The 17,924-nt window shown below is 71.1% G+C and carries 19 protein-coding genes; 10 read left to right on the forward strand and 9 right to left on the reverse strand.

Features of this window, described 5'->3' with window-relative positions; genetic code table 11:
* Window positions 1-188: 188 nt before the first annotated feature.
* The 5 genes from V5F75_RS04055 to V5F75_RS04075 all read left to right on the forward strand — a co-directional run bounded on the left by V5F75_RS04055 (window position 189) and on the right by V5F75_RS04075 (window position 3,715).
* Entirely contained in the window at window positions 189-1,385 is a 1,197-nt protein-coding gene (locus V5F75_RS04055) for a GGDEF domain-containing protein (RefSeq protein ID WP_394033211.1), read from the forward strand.
* A gap of 57 nt (window positions 1,386-1,442) precedes the next feature.
* Entirely contained in the window at window positions 1,443-1,883 is a 441-nt protein-coding gene (locus V5F75_RS04060) for an NUDIX domain-containing protein (protein WP_394033212.1), read from the forward strand.
* A 161-nt stretch (window positions 1,884-2,044) separates the two neighbouring features.
* Complete coding sequence (gene sppA / locus V5F75_RS04065) at window positions 2,045-3,016, forward strand: signal peptide peptidase SppA (RefSeq protein ID WP_394033213.1); 972 nt, start codon at window positions 2,045-2,047, stop codon at window positions 3,014-3,016.
* Between the two features lie 99 nt (window positions 3,017-3,115).
* Window positions 3,116-3,400, forward strand: a complete 285-nt coding sequence (locus V5F75_RS04070; protein ID WP_394033214.1) for an integration host factor subunit beta — start codon at window positions 3,116-3,118, stop codon at window positions 3,398-3,400.
* 6 nt (window positions 3,401-3,406) lie between these two features.
* Window positions 3,407-3,715: a lipopolysaccharide assembly protein LapA domain-containing protein gene (locus tag V5F75_RS04075; protein ID WP_394033215.1), complete on the forward strand. Its 309-nt coding sequence runs from the start codon at window positions 3,407-3,409 to the stop codon at window positions 3,713-3,715.
* A gap of 275 nt (window positions 3,716-3,990) precedes the next feature.
* Here the strand turns inward: V5F75_RS04075 and cysW are convergent, their stop codons facing one another.
* The 3 genes from cysW to V5F75_RS04090 form a co-directional block, all read right to left on the reverse strand.
* Complete coding sequence (gene cysW, locus V5F75_RS04080; RefSeq protein WP_394033216.1) at window positions 3,991-4,857, reverse strand: sulfate ABC transporter permease subunit CysW; 867 nt, start codon at window positions 4,855-4,857, stop codon at window positions 3,991-3,993.
* Between the two features lie 2 nt (window positions 4,858-4,859).
* A complete protein-coding gene (gene cysT / locus V5F75_RS04085; RefSeq protein WP_394033217.1) occupies window positions 4,860-5,705 on the reverse strand; it encodes a sulfate ABC transporter permease subunit CysT in 846 nt (281 codons plus the stop codon).
* Between the two features lie 235 nt (window positions 5,706-5,940).
* Window positions 5,941-6,243 carry a hypothetical protein gene (locus tag V5F75_RS04090; RefSeq protein WP_393987641.1) on the reverse strand — a complete coding sequence of 101 codons (303 nt, stop codon included), beginning with the start codon at window positions 6,241-6,243 and terminating at the stop codon, window positions 5,941-5,943.
* A gap of 334 nt (window positions 6,244-6,577) precedes the next feature.
* Here V5F75_RS04090 and V5F75_RS04095 point away from each other — a divergent pair, with 334 nt between their 5' ends.
* Together V5F75_RS04095 and V5F75_RS04100 are read left to right on the forward strand one after the other, a co-directional pair.
* On the forward strand, window positions 6,578-7,612 hold the full coding sequence (locus tag V5F75_RS04095; protein WP_394033218.1) for an aspartate-semialdehyde dehydrogenase: 1,035 nt from the start codon (window positions 6,578-6,580) through the stop codon (window positions 7,610-7,612).
* Between the two features lie 97 nt (window positions 7,613-7,709).
* Window positions 7,710-7,922 (forward strand): Trm112 family protein, encoded by a 213-nt coding sequence (locus tag V5F75_RS04100; protein WP_394033219.1) that lies wholly within the window; start codon window positions 7,710-7,712, stop codon window positions 7,920-7,922.
* A gap of 272 nt (window positions 7,923-8,194) precedes the next feature.
* On the opposite strand, the gene V5F75_RS04105 is transcribed toward V5F75_RS04100, so the two are convergent.
* The 6 genes from V5F75_RS04105 to V5F75_RS04130 all read right to left on the reverse strand — a co-directional run bounded on the left by V5F75_RS04105 (window position 8,195) and on the right by V5F75_RS04130 (window position 14,196).
* The gene (locus V5F75_RS04105) at window positions 8,195-9,175 is read right to left on the reverse strand and encodes a hypothetical protein (protein ID WP_394033220.1); all 981 of its coding nucleotides are present in this window, start codon (window positions 9,173-9,175) and stop codon (window positions 8,195-8,197) included.
* Window positions 9,176-9,208: 33 nt separating this feature from the next.
* Window positions 9,209-9,961, reverse strand: coding sequence for an NUDIX hydrolase (locus tag V5F75_RS04110; protein ID WP_394033221.1), 753 nt, complete (start codon window positions 9,959-9,961; stop codon window positions 9,209-9,211).
* Window positions 9,958-11,055: an alkene reductase gene (locus tag V5F75_RS04115; RefSeq protein WP_394033222.1), complete on the reverse strand. Its 1,098-nt coding sequence runs from the start codon at window positions 11,053-11,055 to the stop codon at window positions 9,958-9,960. The genes V5F75_RS04110 and V5F75_RS04115 overlap by 4 nt, the downstream gene beginning before the upstream one ends.
* Before the next feature lie 362 nt (window positions 11,056-11,417).
* A complete protein-coding gene (locus V5F75_RS04120; RefSeq protein ID WP_394033223.1) occupies window positions 11,418-12,320 on the reverse strand; it encodes a PhzF family protein in 903 nt (300 codons plus the stop codon).
* A gap of 106 nt (window positions 12,321-12,426) precedes the next feature.
* Complete coding sequence (pdxY, locus tag V5F75_RS04125; protein WP_394033224.1) at window positions 12,427-13,275, reverse strand: pyridoxal kinase PdxY; 849 nt, start codon at window positions 13,273-13,275, stop codon at window positions 12,427-12,429.
* Window positions 13,276-13,395: 120 nt separating this feature from the next.
* On the reverse strand, window positions 13,396-14,196 hold the full coding sequence (locus V5F75_RS04130) for an SDR family NAD(P)-dependent oxidoreductase (RefSeq protein ID WP_394033225.1): 801 nt from the start codon (window positions 14,194-14,196) through the stop codon (window positions 13,396-13,398).
* A gap of 294 nt (window positions 14,197-14,490) precedes the next feature.
* On the opposite strand from V5F75_RS04130, the gene V5F75_RS04135 reads away from it, so the two are divergent.
* The 3 genes from V5F75_RS04135 to phnD all read left to right on the forward strand — a co-directional run bounded on the left by V5F75_RS04135 (window position 14,491) and on the right by phnD (window position 17,828).
* Complete coding sequence (locus V5F75_RS04135; protein WP_394033226.1) at window positions 14,491-15,474, forward strand: polysaccharide deacetylase family protein; 984 nt, start codon at window positions 14,491-14,493, stop codon at window positions 15,472-15,474.
* Between the two features lie 442 nt (window positions 15,475-15,916).
* Window positions 15,917-16,729 (forward strand): phosphonate ABC transporter ATP-binding protein, encoded by an 813-nt coding sequence (phnC, locus tag V5F75_RS04140; RefSeq protein WP_394033227.1) that lies wholly within the window; start codon window positions 15,917-15,919, stop codon window positions 16,727-16,729.
* Between the two features lie 190 nt (window positions 16,730-16,919).
* Window positions 16,920-17,828, forward strand: coding sequence for a phosphonate ABC transporter substrate-binding protein (gene phnD / locus V5F75_RS04145; protein WP_394033228.1), 909 nt, complete (start codon window positions 16,920-16,922; stop codon window positions 17,826-17,828).
* The last annotated feature ends 96 nt before the right edge of the window (window positions 17,829-17,924 follow it).

The raw sequence follows: 17,924 nt of genomic DNA on the forward strand, positions 1-17,924 counted from the left end.
CGCCCCCCGGCGGACCGCCTCTGAGCTGACGCCGCGAAAGCTCCTGATTGGAGTATTTGCCGAAGGCGAAGCTTGGCTTTTACCGCTATGATGCGCCAGGAATGTCATGGCGGCTGGCCAAGCTGTTCTTGGCCTTTGCGCTGTTCCCGGCCTTTGCATTGGCCGGAAGGTCGGCGCACGGTAGTCAGGTGTGGCAAGTGTTCCTGTTCGACTATTTTGCCCCCTTCGACCTGCGGACCCTGTTCCGGCTCATCTTCATCACGGATGTGGTCGTCTGCATCATGCTGCTCTCCTATGGGGAGCGCGGGCGGCAGCGGCAGCTGATCCACCGCTTCGTGGCGGCGCGCAGCCTCCATGCGCTGGGCTGCCTGCTCATCGGCTCGCGCGGGGAGATCCCGGCATGGCTGTCGATCAATGTCGCCAACGTGCTGGTGTATTTCGGCTTCGCCATCGAGCTGGCGGCCATCGTGAGCCTCAGGGCGCGCGCGCGGTGGCTCGCGCCGGTTCTCCTGGGGGCGGCGGGGGTGGGCAGCTTCGCCATCAGCCTTCCCCTGGCGTCGCCGGGAACGCTCGTCGGCGTCGCCGGCCTCACCGTGGCCGCGCTGTTCGGCCCGGCGGCGGTCCTGCTCGGGTCGCCGCGCGCGGCCTCGCGGCTGCAGCGGGCCATGGCGGCCTTCTGCGCGGTGGTCGCGGTGTCCTTCCTCATGCGCGCCTATGCCGGCTTCATCGAGGGCCGCTCGGTGCTCGACAAGGACCTGGCGCAGATGTTCGGCCTCATCGTCATGTACTGTTACGCGGTGGCGGGCGGCGTCGGCTTCCTGCTGCTGCTGAAGGAGGATGACGAGGTGAGCCTGCGCCGGGCGGCCACCACCGACCACCTCACCGGCATCCTGAACCGGCGCGCCTTCTTCGAGGCCGCCCGCGCGGCCCTCGCCGCCGCCGCGCGGAGCGAGCGCCCGCTGGCCCTGCTCCTGGTCGACGTGGACCACTTCAAGCGCGTCAACGACACCTACGGCCACCCGGCCGGGGACCGGGTGCTGCAGGCGCTGGCGGCGGCGGTGGGCGCAAGCGCCCGGCGCGGCGACATCTTCGGCCGCCTGGGCGGGGAGGAGTTCGCCTTGCTGCTGCCCCAGGCGGCGAGCCCCCGCGACGCGCTGGCGGCGGCCGAGCGCATCCGCCTCGCGGCGCGCGAGGTCGCGGTCGCGGAGGCGCCGGGGATGAGCTGCTCCATCTCCATCGGCTGCGCGGTGGCGCTGCCCGCGGGGCCGGAGGATCTCGACCGGCTGATGCGCCAGTGCGACGACGCCCTCTATGCCGCCAAGCGCGCCGGGCGCGACCGCGTGAGCGTGGCCGAGCCCGCCCCGGCGCGGCGGGACGCCGTGTGACGGGCCGCACGCCGTGACGGGGATCGGCCCTCGCCGCGGGCGATGCTATAAGGCGCCATGCTCCCCTTCCTGCCTCTCTTCCGCCGCCTCCGCCACGGCCTCACCCTCGGGGTGCGGGTGCTCGCCCTCGATGGCGAGGGCCGGCTGCTGCTGGTGAAGCATGGCTACACCCCCGGCTGGCACCTGCCCGGCGGCGGCGTGGACGTGGGCGAGAGCGCGGAGGCCGCCGCCCGGCGCGAGCTGAAGGAGGAGGCCAACGCCGAGGTGGAGGGCGCGCTGCGCCTGCACGGCCTCTTCTTTCACCCCTCCTACGGCGGACGTGACCATGTGGCCTGCTTCCACGGGCGGGTTCGGCCGGGCCCCGCGCTGCCGTCGAACCTGGAGATCGTGGCCGCCACCTTCTTCCCGCTCGACGCGCTGCCGCAGGAGATCACGCCCGCCACCGGCCGGCGCATCGCGGAGTGGCGATCCGGCGCATCGCCGGGCGAGCGCTGGTAGCGCCGGCGGTTCCGAACCGGCAGCGGCGTCGCCGTCGCCGTCGTCTTGCCAAGGCTGGCCCGGCCGCTTAAGTCCAGGCAAGGCGCGTTTCGACCCGCGGCGCGCCCCCGGCCTGCCATGCAGGCCCGCCTTCGGGCGAGGGTCCAGGGCAGGAGGCAGGCATGTCGCTCGACGCCGACCAGATCGTCGATCGCCGCAGGTTGCGTCGCAAGGTCACCTTCTGGCGCACGCTCGGCGTGCTGGCCGTGGTGGCGGCGCTGGCGGTGGGCGTCGGCGTGCTTGCGCGGGAGCGGGTGCCGGCGGGCAATCCCCACGTGGCGCGGGTTGTCATCGGCGGCCTCATCCGCAACGACCGCCCGCGGGTGGAGATGCTGGAGGAGATCGGCCGCTCGCGCGCGCAGGCGGTGATCCTCGCCATCGACAGCCCCGGCGGCACCGTCACCGGCTCCGAGCAGCTCTACGACGCCCTGCGGCGCCTTGCCGCGAAAAAGCCCGTGGTGGCCGTGGTGGAGGGCGTCGGCGCCTCCGGGGCCTACATCGCCGCCCTCGGTGCCGACCACATCGTCGCGGGCCGCAACACGCTGGTGGGCTCCATCGGCGTCATCTACCAGTTCCCGAACGTCACCGAGCTGCTGAAGACGGTGGGCGTGACCATGGAGGACATCAAGTCCTCCCCCCTCAAGGCCGCGCCGAACCCCTACACGCCGGTGACGCCGGAGGCCCGCGCCGCCGTGGAATCCCTGGTGGCCGACAGCTACGGCTGGTTCAAGGGCCTGGTGGGCGAGCGGCGCAAGCTCTCCGGCAACGCGCTCTCCACGGTCTCCGACGGCCGCGTCTTCACCGGCCACCAGGGCCTGGAGCTGCAACTGGTGGATGAGATCGGCGACGAGCGCACCGCCCGCGCGTGGCTCGCGCGCGAGAAGGGCGTGCCGGAAAACCTGAAGGTGCGCACCTGGAGCACGGGGCGCGTGGGCAGCGAGTTCGGCTGGCTCCTGGGCCTCGGCCGCGCCGCCGCCGAGGCGGTCGGCCTTCCGCAGCTCGCGGCGGTTTTCTCGCAGGGCACGCGCGCGGCCCTGGACCTTGTGCAGCTTGACGGCCTTTTGGCGCTCTGGCACCCTCCCCTCGATAAATGATCGGGGTGCGGGCCTTTCAATTAAGGTCACGATCTTTTTCTAAATTGGAACGTGTCCACCGCTCCCTGCGGATCGGTCGTGAGGGGAAATGAAGCCATCATGATCAAGTCCGAACTCGTCCAGAAAATCGCGGAAGCCAATCCCCATCTCTACCAGCGCGATGTCGAGAACATCGTCAACGCCATCCTGGAGCAGATCGTCTCCGCCCTTGAGCGCGGCGACCGGGTGGAGCTGCGCGGCTTCGGCGCCTTCTCCGTGAAGAAGCGCGAGGCCCGCGTGGGGCGCAACCCGCGCACCGGCAAGCAGGTGGACGTGAGCGAGAAGACCGTGCCCTACTTCAAGACGGGCAAGGAGATGCGCGAGCGTCTCAACGACGGGAAGTGATCCTCAGTGGCGCGTGTGCTGTCCGTACTCATCGGCCTGCCCGTGGCGGTCCTGGTCATCGCGCTGGCGGTGGCCAACCGGCGCGAGGTGCTGGTCTCCCTCGACCCTTTCTCCCCCGGCGCGCCGGTGCTCTCGGCGAGCGTGCCGCTCTATGCGGTGATCTTCGCGTCGCTGCTGGTGGGCGTCGTCGTCGGCGGCACCGTCACCTGGGTGCGCCAGGGCCGCTTCCGCCGTGAGGCCCGCAAGGCGCGGCGCGAGCAGAAGGCCGCCGCAGCGGCGTCCGGCGGCCTCGGCCTTCCCGCGCCGCGCGGCTGAGAGGCCGCGCCGGGCGATCGCCTCCGGCGCTTTTCCAATCCACGGCCGGATGCCCATGCGCTTCTCTCATGGCGGCGATTGCTTAAGCCCGTGCCGGGCTCGGGCTTGACCGACCGGTCGCAGCCGGAGCCGAGGGTGTGTGCCGGCGCGTGGCGTTCCGCCTGAGACCGGTTCCGCCTGGGACGAGCCGAACATCTGGTGCGGGTCCCGGCGGGGATGCGTTGAACCTGCGTCCCGCACCGGCCCTGAAGCCGATGGGCTTCGCGAGGGGCCGCTCAGGCCGCCGCGTCCAGGCTCGCGGCGATGCGGCGGGCTTCCGCCCGCTCGATCAGGAACTTCGCCACCAGCGTGAACAGCGCCACCGCGGCCAGCAGGGTCGCTGCCGCGAACGCCGCCACCACCTGGCTGTCCTCGTAGAGCAGCTCGATCTGGAGCGGCAGGGTCGATGTCTGGCCGCGGATGTTGCCGGATACCACGGAGACGGCGCCGAACTCGCCCATCACCCGCGCGTTGCACAGGGCGGCGCCGTAGAGCAGCGCCAGCCTCACGTTGGGCAGGGTCACGAGGCGCAGGGTCTGGAAGCCGGAGGCGCCGAGGCTCACCGCCGCCTCCTCCTCGTCGCGGCCCTGGGCCATCATCAGCGGCACCAGCTCGCGCACCACGAACGGCGCGGTGACGAACAGGCTGGCGAGGATGATGGCCGGCACCGCGAACATGATCTTGATGTCGTGCGCCGCCAGGAACGGCCCCAGCAGCCCCTGGGCCCCGTAGACGAACAGATAGGCGACGCCGGCGATGATGGGCGAGATGGAGAAGGGCAGCTCCACCAGCGCCAGCAGCAGGCTGCGGCCGGGGAAGGTGAACTTGGTGACCGTCCACGCCGCGGCGATGCCGAATGCCACGTTCACCGGCACGCACACCAGCGCGGCGAACAGGGTGAGCCCCACCGCGTGCAACGTGTCCGGCCGGGCCAGGGCCTCGAGATAGGGGCCGAGGCCGCGCCGGAACGCCTCCACGAAGATGATCGCGAGCGGCGCCACCAGCACCAGCGCCGTCACCCCCAGCACGAGGCCGGTGAGGCCGATGCGGAACAGGGGCGCATCCCCCACCCGCACCCGGTAGCGATTGAGCTGTCGCGCCATGCTCAATCCTCCCCCACCGCGTGGCGCTGGTGCCACGCCTGGATGAGATTGACCACCAACAGCAGCACGAAGGCGACGGCGAGCAGGGTGACGGCGATCGCCGCAGCCGCCGCGTAATCGTATTCCTCCAGCCGGATATAGGTGAGCAGCGCCACGATCTCGGTGCGGAACGGCTGGTTGCCGGCGATGAACACCACCGCGCCGAACTCGCCCAGCGAGCGCGCAAAGGCGAGCGAGGCGCCCGCCAGGAAGGCCGGGAACAGGGCCGGGAAGATCACCGAGCGGAAGATGCGCCCGTCGGCCGCGCCGAGGGTGGCGGCGGCCTCCTCCAGCTCCGGCTCCAGATCCTCCAGCACCGGCTGCACGGTGCGCACCACGAACGGGATGGAGGTGAAGGCCATGGCGCAGGCGATGCCGGCCGGCGCATAGGCCACCTGGATGCCCAGCTGCGCCAGGGGGCCGCCGAACCAGCCGTTCTTGGCGAACAGGGTGGTGAGCGCGAGGCCCGCCACCGCCGTGGGCAGGGCGAAGGGCACGTCCACCAAAGCGTCGAGCAGGCGCTTGCCGGGAAACTCGTAGCGCACCAGCACCCAGGCCAGGGCGAGGCCGTACACGGCATTGAACAGGGTCGCCGCCGCCGCCGTGGCGAAGGTGACCTGGAACGAGGCCAGGGTGCGCGGCGAGGTGATGATGGCGATGTAGCGATGGAAGCCGACATCCGCCGATTTCAGCAGCAGCGCCGCGATGGGCAGCAGCACGATGAGGCCGAGGTAGGCGAGCGTCAGCCCCAGCGAGAGGCGGAAGCCGGGAATGACGCTGCGGCGGGCGGAACCGAGGGAGAGGAGCATGAAGGGCGGAGCATCGACGGTTGCGGCGGATCCGGGCGGCCTGCGCCGCGCCCCGGCGCGCCCGGCCTTACCGCCGGGGAGGGAGTCTCATGGTGTTATGGCGGCGTTCGCCGGATTTGTCATGCAAAACCTGTGGAGGCGCGCAAAAACGAATTTATCCCGTTAAATTTGGGCATGAAAAAGGGCCGCGCCACGGGGCCGGCCCTTCCTTCTTCCGCGAACCGGAACCCCGGCCTCAATAGCCGGGCAGGTCGAACGGGCCGGGCAGGGGCCAGCGCAGGCCTGTGATGGGGCCGGGGCCCACGGCCGAGCCCTGGTAGTTCGGGAAGTTGTAGTTCAGCGGCAGCGCGTAATCGAGGTAGGACTTGGAGCCGGGCTTCACCACGGTGCCGGCGTCCAGGTAGGAGCGCTGCTTCTCGATGGTAAGCTTGGTGCGCTTCTGGGTCTGCTGCGCATCGGCGGAGCCGGCGGCCGCGACCAAGCCGGCCAGCGCCACGGCCAGCGCGGCGGCAAGGGTGTGAAGCGGCGCGAAACGCATGGGACCCTCCTCGAAACGGCATTCCTGAAAATACCTGCCGTCCAGCTTGGATTAGGGCACTTGCGCGCCTTGCGCAAGGAAACGCCGCCGCGGCGCGGGCGTTCCGGTGGGGAGAAATCTCGCCCGTGGCGGGGTGGCAACACATTCGCGTGGCCTTCCCGAGCGTTCGTCGGGGTTGCGGCGGCGGCGCCCCTGCCCGGCGGCCCGCGCAGGCCGGGGGCCTTGCGCCCGCGCCCCGCGCCGCCGAATTGATTCGGTGCAATTGAATCGCGCGCGCGTTCGTCATACAAGGCGCGTTCACCGGCCCCAAGGCCGGCAATCCCGAGGACGTTTCATGGGTTACAAGGTCGCCGTCGTCGGCGCCACGGGCAACGTGGGCCGGGAGATTCTCTCGATCCTCGCCGAGCGGGGCTTCCCCGCGGACGAGGTGGTCGCACTCGCATCGCGCCGCTCGCAGGGCACCGAGGTCTCTTACGGCGACAAAACCCTGAAGGTGAAGGCCCTCGACACTTACGACTTCTCCGACACCGACATCTGCCTGATGTCGGCGGGCGGCTCCGTGTCGAAGGAGTGGGCGCCGAAGATCGGCGCGCAGGGCTGCGTCGTCATCGACAACTCGTCCCAGTGGCGCACCGATCCGGACGTGCCGCTGATCGTGCCCGAGGTGAATGCGGACGCCATCACCGGCTTCAAGGCGAAGAACATCATCGCCAATCCCAACTGCTCCACCGCCCAGCTGGTGGTGGCGCTGAAGCCGCTGCATGACGCCGCCACCATCAAGCGCGTGGTGGTTTCCACCTACCAGTCCGTCTCCGGCGCCGGCAAGGACGGGATGGACGAGCTGTTCACCCAGACGCGGGCCATCTTCGTCTCCGATCCGGTGGAGGCGAAGAAGTTCCCGAAGCGCATCGCCTTCAACCTCATCCCGCAGATCGACGTCTTCCTGGACGACGGATCGACCAAGGAAGAGTGGAAGATGGTGGTCGAGACCAAGAAGATCCTCGACCCCAAGATCAAGCTCACGGCCACCTGCGTGCGGGTGCCGGTCTTCATCTCCCACTCGGAAGCGGTGAACGTGGAGTTCGAGAAGGAGCTTTCCGCCGAGGACGCGCGCAAGATCCTGCGCGAGGCGCCGGGCATCCTGGTCATCGACACCCGCGAGCCGGGCGGCTACGCCACCCCGCACGATGCGGCCGGCGAGGATGCCACCTACATCTCGCGCCTGCGCGACGACCCGACGGTGGAGAACGCCATCAACTTCTGGTGCGTCTCCGACAACCTGCGCAAGGGCGCGGCGCTGAACGCGGTGCAGATCGCCGAGGTGCTGGTGAACCGCAAGCTCGTGACGCCCCGCCGCCAGGCGGCGTGACGAACAGGAAACGGCCCTCTCCGGAGGGCCGTTTTCGTCTGGCCCGGGCGCCGCGGGGCGGCCCGCTTCCGGCGCCTTTCCGATACAGGTGAAAGCCATGCCCCAGTCCCAGCGTTCCGGCCACGAAGTGGACCCCAAGCTCCTGGAGATCCTCGTGTGCCCGCTCACCAAGGGCCCGCTCGAATATGATCGCGAGCGCCAGGAGCTGATCTCGCGGGCGGCGCGGCTCGCTTATCCCATCCGCGACGGCATCCCGATCATGCTGGCCGACGACGCCCGCCCCCTCGACGAGGCCGAGCTGGGCAAGTGAAAGCGGGCGTCCCCCGAGGCGCTGCCCGCGCGGTGCTGGAGCGAAGCCTGCTCGACTACCGGTGAGGAAACGCGGCGCCGATGGCCTCGCCCTCCGGGTGCGGCCGTGACGTCGGCGCCTGCAAGTCCTGAACGCCAAGGGCCCGCCGGCGGATGCCGGACGGGCCCTTTTCTTGACTGCCTTGGCCGGGGCGGCTTCGGCGCGGCCCTTGAGCGAAACCCGCTTGTGAGCGGGTATCGCTTGGCCCCGGCCGAAGACCGGGGCCAATGGCATCAGTGGTAGGTGCCGTCCTTGTAGTACATGCGCTCGGTCCCGCCGGGCGTCTTGAGAGTCAGGTCCCGCCAGCCGTTGGTGACCTCCTTGCCGGGGGCGAGGCCGAGGCCGATGAACTGCCCCATCACCCGCGGCTTGGCGGAAAGGTCCACCACGAACCAGGTGCAGCCGGTCTCGCTGCACCAGGCGGGATCGTTGAGGGTGATGATGGCCTCGGGCGCGCCGTCGCCGCTGAGGTCCACCTGGGTGATCTTCAGCTTGTCGGCCACGCGCTGGCCTTCCGCCTGATCGACGAAGATCGCGGCCGCGATCTCGCGGGCGGGGGGCACTGTGCCGGCGCGGGCGGGCTTGGCGGCCTCGGTCGCGGGGGCGGTCGCCTGGGGCGCGGCTTCCGCCGGCTTGGGCGCGGCCTCGGCCGCGGCGGGCTTGGCGCCGGCCGGGGTCACCACCGGGGCGGGGGCGCCGCAGGCGGCGATGGCCTTGCCCAGCAGCGTGGCGCCGGTGTCGAGGGGCACCACGAGGGCGCCGGCCTTCTCGCCCACCTTCAGCTGCTTGCCGGCGCCGAGGGCCTTCACCAGCGGATCGGTGAGGCGCACCGGCGCCACCACCGCGCCGCGCGGGCCGCCTTCGGCATTCTCGTCCACGGCGATGCGGCCGCGCGCGGAGAAGCGCTTGCCGTCCACATCGAGGGAGAGGGCGGCGTTGCGGCCGGGGCGGGCGCGCACCCCCTCGGGCAGGGGCGCCTGGATGAAGGGGCCGGAAGCGGCGCCGCAGCCGAGCACGAACAGCGCGATGCCGCCGGGCTCGCCAAAGGAGGCGCCGCGCAGCGGGGCCTGAAGCTCGCTCCAGGCCGGCTCCGCGCGGGCCGGCGCCGCATGCGCCACGCCCGCCAGCAGCGCGGCGGCCGCCATCATGCCTCCGGCGCCGCGCCGAAGAGCGTTCCGCAGCCCCTGTGCCGGCTGCGCGTCCTTCTCCGTCATGTATGAATCCGCCTCTTCCTTCGTGGCCGGCGCTCACGTCTCGCGCGTGGCGCCCCACCGGTGGCGCATATACGCCACCGCGAACGGGACCATCTGCGGCGAGATGTCCCTGACGTTGCGGACGATGGCCATTCCGGCAAGCTCGGGCAGGGCGTCGGCGGCGAGGAAGGCATGGATGCGCCGGGCGGCGGCCTCCGCCGGCTCGCGCAGCACCAGACGCCGCAGCAAGGCGAGGCGGGGCCCGTCGAACACGGCGGTAAAGCCCGCGTCATGGGCCACGTCGGCGGGGCCGAGCCCGGTTTCCTCCGAAAGCTCGCGCCACAGGGACGCGTCGAGGTCGAGCCGCCCGTCGGCGGTGAGGTCGGAGGGGTCGGGGGTGCCGCCGGGAAAGTAGATCCGCCCCGGCGATGCGGTGTGGGCGCCCATCACGCCCATCAGGAAGGCGCCGTCGGCACCTTCGAGGGCGGCCTGGGCGAACACGTTGACCATGCCGAGCGTGGTGGGCCAGCCCTGCTCGCGCCACCACAGGAAGCTCGCGAAATCGGTGCGGCGCACGCGGCCCTCCAGCCGCCCGTCGGCGAAGCGGTAGCCGCGCAGCATCAGGATGTCGCCGTTCCACAGGTGTGGGTTGGCGGCCTGCCGCCGGGCGAAGGTGGCCTCGATCTCAGCGCGTCGGGCGTCGGCCTCGGGCCAGCCGCCGGGCTCCAGGGTCAGGCAAAGGGAAAGGACCGGCGCAACGCGCCGGTCCTCCTCGTGCTCGCGGTTTCCGGCAGTGCCGGCGCTCACGCCGCGCTGTCCAGGGTCGGGTAGTCGAGATAGCCCTTGGCGCCGCCGCCATAGAGGGTGTCGCGGTCGAGCTCGTTCCAGGGCGCGTCGCGGCGCAGGCGTTCCACCAGGTCCGGGTTGGCGATGAAGGGCCGGCCGAAGGCCACGAGGTCGGCCTTGCCCTCGGCCACCACCTGGGTGGCGAGCTTCAGGTCGTAGCCGTTGTTGACCATCCAGGTGCCGGAATAGCGCTTGCGCAGTTCGTCGAAGGAGAAGCCCGGCGCCACGTCGCGCGGGCCGCCGGTGGCCCCCTCCACCACGTGGATATAGACGAGGCCGCGCTTCTCCAGCTCCTCCGCCACATAATTGAACAGCGGCTGCGGATTGCTGTCGGAGATGCCGTTGGCCGGCGAGACGGGCGAGAGGCGGATGCCGGTGCGCCCGGCGCCGATCTCGGCGACGATGGCGTCCGTCACCTCCAGCAGGAAGCGCGCGCGGTTCTCGATGGAGCCGCCGTAGGCATCGGTGCGGGCGTTGGCGCCGTCCTTCAGGAACTGGTCGATCAGGTAGCCGTTGGCGGCGTGGATCTCCACCCCGTCGAAGCCGGCCTTGATGGCGTTGGCCGCCGCGCGGCGGTAGTCGGCGACGATGCCGGGGATCTCGGAGAGCTCCAGGGCGCGAGGGGTGGAGGTGTCGGTGAAGGCGTTGTTGACGAAGGTCTTGCCGCCGGAGCCGATGGCCGAGGGCGCCACCGGCGCCGCCCCGCCCGGCTGCAGAGAGGTGTGGGAGACGCGGCCCACGTGCCAGAGCTGGATCACGATGCGGCCGCCCTTGGCGTGCACGGCATCGGTGACCTTGCGCCACGCGGCCACCTGCGCCTCGGTATAGATGCCGGGGGTGTCCTGGTAGCCTTGGCCCTGCTGGCTGATCTGCGAGGCCTCGGTGACGATGAGGCCGGCGCTGGCGCGCTGGGCGTAATATTCCACCGCCATGGGGCTCGGCACGAAGCCGGGCTCGGCGCGGTTGCGCGTCAGGGGCGCCATGACGATGCGGTTGGAGAGGGTGATGTCGCCCAGGCGGTAGCTGTCGAACAGGGACGGCGTGCTCGCGCTCATGAGAATTCCCTTCGGAAAGGCCCGGCTGCGGCCGGGCTTGATGATGCGATGCGGCGAACATAGGAGCCCGGCCGGCCGCGCCAAGGGGCCCAGGCGGGGAGGACGGGCGATTTCACGCATTTCAAGGACGGGTAATTTCAATCAGCATCCATGAGCGATGCCAATATATGGGCGTGCGGCCTTCAGGCACGGGCTTTCCGGCATTTCCTGGCCCATTCTGGGAAATGCGCGGGAGCGCGGGCGTCCGGCATCCGCACGCCTGTGGTGGCGCGCGGAAGGCGCATGGGCATGCCGCCCCGGGCGGGTGTCGGTCCGCCGGGGCGCTTCCGTGGCTCCTGGGGGCGGGGGCGCCGAGTTCCCGGTCAGATGTGCAGCATGCCTTCGGCCACCAGCACGGCGCCGCCGCCGATGGTGGTGGTGCCGTCCACCAGCCGGCCGTCCTTCACCGTGAAGCCGAGGTCGATGCGGCTCGGGCGGCCCATCTCGAAGCCCTGGTCGATGCGCACCTTGTGGTGGCCGTCCACGCGGGTCTCGGCGTCCATGAGCACGGCCGGGAAGGCGGCGGCCGCCGCGCCGGTGGCGGCATCCTCCAGCGTGCCCAGGCCGGGGGAGAACATGCGGGCGCGGTAGTCGGCGTCCCCGTCCTCGTCCACGGTGTAGAGGAAGGCCGCGTCCCCGAAGGCGCCGATGCCGGCGATGGCCGCCGCCTCGTCCGGCCGCGCCCGCGCCAGGGCGGTGAGGTTGGCGAGCGGGATGCACAGGAAGGGCACGCCGGCGGAGGCCACCACCGGCCGGTGGGCGTCGAAGCCGATGTCGGAGGGGTCGAGGTTGAGCGCCTCGGCGCAGGCCTCTCGCGAGATGTCGGCGGGCTCCAGGGTCGCCCGGCGCGGCACGGTGAACACGGCGGTGCCCTTGCGCGAGCCGGCGCCCTGGGTGGTGACGGCGCAGCTCACGGTGCCGATGGGCTGCTCGATCTGCATGGTGCCCTTCTCCACCTTGTCCTCCAGCGCCAGCAGCACGGCGGTGCCCACCGTGGGGTGGCCGGCGAAGGGCATCTCGTGGGCGGTGGTGAAGATGCGGATGCGGGCGCGGTGGGACTTGTCGCGCGGGGGCAGCACGAACACCGTCTCGGACAGGTTGAACTCGCGCGCGACCTGCTGCATGGCCGCGTCGTCGAGCCCGTGCGCGTCGAGCACCACGGCAAGGGGATTGCCGCCGAAGGGGCGGGTGGTGAAGACGTCCAGCGTCACGAAACGGCGCGGCATGGCAGGGTCCGGGGCCAGGGTGAAGGTCGCGGGCGCGCGAGGGCTCGGGGTGGGGGAGGCCATCGGCGGGGCGCCCTGCACCCGCATCCGGCGCCACAAAGTTGCCTCAAACGGCCTGGGGCGTGAAGACCCGCGAGGGCGCCACGAACTCCTCCTGGGCCTCCACCAGCAGCAATTCGCGCGAGTGTGCTTTTTCGGTCCTCGCCAGAAGGCCGAAGATGGAGGAGGCGGCGGCCGCCAGCGCCGCCGCCGTGCTGCCCGTGCGCTTCACGTGGAAATAGAACAGGGCGGCGATGGCGTCGCCCGCCCCGTTCGGCGACACGTCGAGCCGCGGCGTGCGCACCAGGAAGCGGCCGTCCGGCCCGGAGGCCAGGAGGTCGATGGAATCGGCCGGCGTCTCGGCGGTGTGGAGGCTGGTGACGAGGATCACCCGCGGGCCGGCGGCGTGCAGCGCCGCGCAGGCCGCCGCCGCGCCGGCCCGGTCCGTGGCCTTGTGGCCCGAAAGCAGCTCCAGCTCGAACTGGTTGGGGGTGATGACCTCCGCCGCCGGCACCGCCTGCTCGCGCATGAACTCGGGAATGCCCGGCCGCACGAAGATGCCCCGCCCCACGTCGCCGATGACGGGATCGCAGCAATAATCCGCCTTGGGGTTCGCGCCGCGCACGCGCGCCACCGCGTCGAGGATGGCGGCGCCGATGTCGGCCGAGCCCATGTAGCCGGAGAGCACGCCGTCGCAGCGCGGCAGCGCGCCGCGTTCGGCGATGCCCTCCAGGAGGTCCGATATCATGCCGGCCTCGAACACCTGGCCGCGCCAGGCGCCGTAGCCGGTGTGGTTGGAGAACTGCACGGTGTGGATGGGCCACACCTCCACCCCGAGGCGCTGCAGCGGGAAGACGGCGGAAGCGTTGCCCACATGCCCGTAGGCGACGTGGGACTGGATCGACAGGAGGTTCATGAGGTCGGCCGGCGCAAGAGAAAGCCCTTTTCGCCGTTACTCCCGCCCGCCGCGCCGGACAAATGGAATTTCGTCATGGCTGCCGGCGCCGCCGCTGATGGATGCGCCTCGCGGGCCGCCTCACGCCTTGCGCGCGGCGAGCACCCGGCCCGCGGCGGCGGTCACCAGCCATCGCGGCGCGAGGCGGGCGCCGAGCACCAGCAGCCGGTTCGCGAACCCGGCGACCGCCACCCGCCGGCCCGCCGCCATGGCCCGGTAGCCGCAGTCGGCCACCGCATCGGGAGTCGCCATGATGCCGCCGGAGAGGCGCGTGCGCGTCCAGCCCGCGCGGGCGAAGAAGCGCGTGGCGGTGGCGCCGGGGCACAGGGCCGTCACCGTCACCGGGCTGCCCGCCAGCTCCTCGGCCACCGCCTCGGAGAAGGAGAGCACATAGGCCTTGGTGGCGCCGTAGACAGCGGCGTTGGGCAGGGGCGCGAACGCGCCGGTGGAGGCGACGTTCAGGATGCGCCCCGCGCCGCGCGCGCGCATGCCCGGCAGCACCGCCGCCGTGAGGCGGGTGAGGGCGGCGACGTTGGTGTCGATCATGGCGAGGGCGAGGCCGGGGTCCGCATCCGAGAGGGGGCCGTAGGCGCCGAAGCCGGCATTGTTGACGAGCACGTCCGGCACCTGGGCGGCGAGGTCGGCGGCGAGATCCTCGAGCGCGTAGGCGTCGGCGAGGTCCACCTGGCGCACCGCCACCCGCCGGCCGAGATCGGCGACCATGCCCGCCGCCTCCTCCAGCCTTTGGGCGTCGCGGCCCACCAGCACCAGGTCGTATCCCTCCCGCGCCAGCCGCAGCGCCAGGGCGAGGCCGATGCCGCTCGACGCCCCCGTCACCACGGCGAAGCGCATGGGGGAACGGGCGGGAATATCCTTCGGCAACGCGACCTCCTCGATACGCCAGGGGGCCGGCGCGCGCCGGCGCGCGCAGTGTAGCCGACCGGAGCGGCGTGCCGCAGCGGCATTCCATGCGACCAAAGGTGCCCCGATGCCGGGTGGGGCGATGGGGTGCGGAAACGGGCGACAGCGCGCTTGCCGGGGCGGGGGCGGCGGATCTAGATGACCCGCCGGAGCCCGCAGCCGCGCCGCCGTGGCGCGGGCACCTTTTCGCCATGCCGGCGGCGTTCACTCCGCCCGAGGGCGACACGCCCGCCGCCCGTTGTTCGAGACATGCCCGTGCCCCATCCTCTCCGCCACCGCGCCGCTTTCGCCTGCCTCCTCGCCGCCGCCGTCGCGGGCGGGTCCGGGGGCGCGCGGGCGGCCGGGCCGGCCTGCTATCCGGCCGACGCCCTGGCGGCGCGGCCGGGGGAGGAGCGGGTGGAGCCGCATCCGCGCGGCGAGCCGGTCAGCCTGCCGGCCCTGGCGCTCACGCCCGCCACGCCGGTTCCAGCCGCCCTGCGCGGCTCCATCCGCCGGGTGGAGCTGCCGGCGGGCGTGAAGCTCGTGGCTCTCACCTTCGACCTGTGCGAGGCCTCCGCCGAGCGCTCCGGCTATGACGGCGCCATCGTCGATTTCCTGCGGGCGCAGGATGTGCCGGCCACCTTCTTCGGCGGGGGGAAGTGGCTGATGAGCCACCCCGAGCGTGGCGCCCAGCTCATCGCCGACCCCGCCTTCGAGATGGGCAACCACACCTGGTCGCACGCCAACCTCACGGTGCGCGCCGGCGAGGAGATGCAGCGGCAGGTGGACGACGCCGACGTCGCCTTCGCCCTGCGCCGCTCCGATGCCCAGGCCAAGGGCTGCGGCATCTCGGCGGTGCCGGCGCGCCCGGCGCTGTTCCGCTTTCCCTACGGCTCGTGCAGCGCCGAATCCCTCGCCTATGTGAACGACACCGGCCATCTCGCCATCCAGTGGGACGTGGATTCGGGCGATCCGGCGCTGCTGGGCGCGAAGGTGATGGCGGACGACATGCTGCGGCAGATCAGGCCCGGCTCCATCGTGCTCATGCACGCCAACGGGCGCGGCAAGCATACCGCGGAGGCGCTCGGCCGGCTGGTGCCGGCGCTGCGCGCCAAGGGCTACCGCCTCGTGACCGTCTCTGAGCTGCTCGCCGCCGGCCGCCCGGTGATCGCTGACACCTGCTATTCCATGAAGCCGGGGGACACCCGCGTCTATGACGAGGCGGCGCGCGCGGGACGGCGCGTTTTGCCGGTGCGCTGAGCGCGCGGGCGGCGGGGAAGCCCCCCGCCGCGATCATCGATACGCCTTTCTTCTCTCCGCCCGCGCGCGGGACGCCGCGGCAGGGCGCCCGCGGGGCGCGTTCAGATCATGCCCAGCAGGATGGCGCCGATGACGCCAAAGGCGGCGCAGGTCTCAAGCACGGTGACGAGTTCCGATATCATCGGGTTACCCCGCGGGATCGATGGCGGAATGGACGTTACCAAATCCTGAATCCACTTGAAGCGGGATTCGGTGCTGCATCGCGGATGCTGTCCTCCGCGCCGCGAAGCCGACCTGCGCGCGAGCCTTTGACTTCGCAGCTTTTGCGCTGTTGTTGCGCTGCGAGATCGCGCACTTCTGCATGCACATGTATTCTTTTCCATCTGTCACAAGAGTGTTGCGCACGCGGATTAGGGCCTCCGGGACGCAACGGAGTGACCCGATGCTTGTGATCGAGGGCCTCGGTCGCCGTTTCGGCGACAAGGCGGCCGTGTCCGATGTGAACCTTCAGATCGCCCATGGGGCGTTCGTGGGGGTGATCGGGCGTTCCGGCGCGGGCAAGTCCACGCTCCTGCGCATGGTCAACCGCCTGCAGGACCCCTCCAGCGGCCGCATCCTGTTCGACGGACGGGACGTGACCGCCCTCAAGGGCCCGGACCTGCGCCAGTGGCGCGCCCAGGCGGCGATGATCTTCCAGCAGTTCAACCTGGTGGGCCGGCTCGACGTGCTCACCAACGTGCTCATGGGCCGTCTCGCCGGCGTGCCCACCTGGCGGGCGCTCACCAAGATGTGGAGCCGCGAGGACCGGGCGGTGGCCCTTTCCGCCCTCGAGCAGTTCGATATCGCCGGCCTCGCCGCCCAGCGGGCGGACAGCCTTTCCGGCGGCCAGCAGCAGCGCGTGGCCATCGCCCGCGCCCTGGCCCAGGAGCCGGGGCTCATCCTCGCCGACGAGCCCATCGCCTCCCTCGACCCGCGCAACACCAAGATCGTGATGGATGCGCTGCTGCGCATCAACAAGCACTTCGGCATCACGGTGCTGTGCAACCTGCATTCCCTCGATCTCGCGCGCACCTATTGCGACCGCCTGGTGGGCATGGCGCAGGGCCGCGTGGTGTTCGACGGCGCGCCCGAGGCGCTCACCGACGGCGTGGCGCGCGACCTCTACGGCCTGGAGGCCGGCGAGGTGATGGATGCGGTGCCCGCCGCTGTCCCCGCGACCGCGCCACTCCAGGTGCCTGATACCGCGCTCGCCTGAGCGCCGTTCCTGCCTTTCGCGTGGGCCCGAGGCGCCACGCTCCAGACGGGCTTCGTCCGGCCGCGGCGCCCGTCTCGACACACGGCCGGATGTCCGCCCTCCGCCGGGCCTGCGGCCCGGAGGAGCGTGGCGGATCACGCGTTTCCACGCCCGCTATCCTTTGCGTCCATCCTCCGAACGGAGCCGAACCATGCTGAACCGTCGTACCCTGATCGCGGCTGCCGCCGCGCTCGCCTTCTCGGCCGGCGCCGCCGCCGCGCAGGACTACAAGGCCAAGTATCCCGAGCTCACCTTCGCCATCATCCCGGCGGAGAACGCCACCGGCGTCACCGAGCGCTATGCGCCGCTGATGGCCTATCTCACCAAGGAGCTGGGCGTTCCGGTGACCCTGCGCATCGCCAACGACTATGCGGCGGTGATCGAGGGCCAGCGCGCCGGCAACATCCAGATCGCCTCTTACGGCCCCGCCTCCTTCGCGCGCGCGCTCAAGACCGGCGTGCCGGTGGAGGCGTTCGCCATCGAGGTGAATGCCGACGGCACCAAGGGCTACCACTCGGTGCTCTACGTGAAGAAGGACAGCCCCTACAAGTCCATCGAGGACCTGAAGGGCAAGAACCTCTGCCTCGTCGATCCCAATTCCACCTCCGGCAACAACGTGCCGCGCTACGCCCTGAACAAGATGGGCCTGAAGCCCGACGAGTTCTTCGGCAAGGTGGTCTATGCCGGCTCCCACGAGAACGCCGTGCTGGCCGTGCAGCAGGGCACCTGCGACGCCGCCTTCAACTGGTGGAACGACGAGCAAGAATCCGCCCTCAAGCGCATGGAGCGCAAGGGCATGGCCAAGTATGACGACTACCGCATCATCTACACCTCCGACCTCATCGTGAACTCGCCCTACGCCTACCTCTCCACCCTGCCGCCGGAGCTGAAGGCGAAGATCCGCGACGCGTTCTTCAACATCGAGAAGAACGACAAGGGCGCCTTCGACAAGATCTACGAAGGCAAGCAGCAGATGTGGCAGCCCGTGGACAACGAGGCCTACGCGCCGGTGGTGGAGCTCATCACCTTCGTGGACAACCTGCGCAAGCAGAAGAACTGAGGCCCGCACCGGCGGGCAATGATGAAAGGACGGCCCCGCGCCTCGGCGCCGGGGCCGTCGCGTTGTCCGCGCCCGCGCCGGATCGCGGGCCCGTGG

Source organism: Xanthobacter albus (assembly GCF_043194895.2).
Taxonomy (GTDB): domain Bacteria; phylum Pseudomonadota; class Alphaproteobacteria; order Rhizobiales; family Xanthobacteraceae; genus Xanthobacter.

What these genes read in the sequence shown, in the direction of transcription:
- phnD (WP_394033228.1), top strand. Translation starts at nt 16,920, where the DNA reads ATGCTGAACCGTCGTACCCTGATCGCGGCTGCCGCCGCGCTCGCCTTC.
- V5F75_RS04090 (WP_393987641.1), bottom strand. Translation starts at nt 6,243, where the DNA reads ATGCGTTTCGCGCCGCTTCACACCCTTGCCGCCGCGCTGGCCGTGGCG.
- V5F75_RS04095 (WP_394033218.1), top strand. Translation starts at nt 6,578, where the DNA reads ATGGGTTACAAGGTCGCCGTCGTCGGCGCCACGGGCAACGTGGGCCGG.
- cysT (WP_394033217.1), bottom strand. Translation starts at nt 5,705, where the DNA reads ATGCTCCTCTCCCTCGGTTCCGCCCGCCGCAGCGTCATTCCCGGCTTC.
- V5F75_RS04070 (WP_394033214.1), top strand. Translation starts at nt 3,116, where the DNA reads ATGATCAAGTCCGAACTCGTCCAGAAAATCGCGGAAGCCAATCCCCAT.
- pdxY (WP_394033224.1), bottom strand. Translation starts at nt 13,275, where the DNA reads ATGAACCTCCTGTCGATCCAGTCCCACGTCGCCTACGGGCATGTGGGC.
- V5F75_RS04115 (WP_394033222.1), bottom strand. Translation starts at nt 11,055, where the DNA reads ATGAGCGCGAGCACGCCGTCCCTGTTCGACAGCTACCGCCTGGGCGAC.
- sppA (WP_394033213.1), top strand. Translation starts at nt 2,045, where the DNA reads ATGTCGCTCGACGCCGACCAGATCGTCGATCGCCGCAGGTTGCGTCGC.
- V5F75_RS04105 (WP_394033220.1), bottom strand. Translation starts at nt 9,175, where the DNA reads ATGACGGAGAAGGACGCGCAGCCGGCACAGGGGCTGCGGAACGCTCTT.
- V5F75_RS04100 (WP_394033219.1), top strand. Translation starts at nt 7,710, where the DNA reads ATGCCCCAGTCCCAGCGTTCCGGCCACGAAGTGGACCCCAAGCTCCTG.
- V5F75_RS04120 (WP_394033223.1), bottom strand. Translation starts at nt 12,320, where the DNA reads ATGCCGCGCCGTTTCGTGACGCTGGACGTCTTCACCACCCGCCCCTTC.
- V5F75_RS04060 (WP_394033212.1), top strand. Translation starts at nt 1,443, where the DNA reads ATGCTCCCCTTCCTGCCTCTCTTCCGCCGCCTCCGCCACGGCCTCACC.
- cysW (WP_394033216.1), bottom strand. Translation starts at nt 4,857, where the DNA reads ATGGCGCGACAGCTCAATCGCTACCGGGTGCGGGTGGGGGATGCGCCC.
- phnC (WP_394033227.1), top strand. Translation starts at nt 15,917, where the DNA reads ATGCTTGTGATCGAGGGCCTCGGTCGCCGTTTCGGCGACAAGGCGGCC.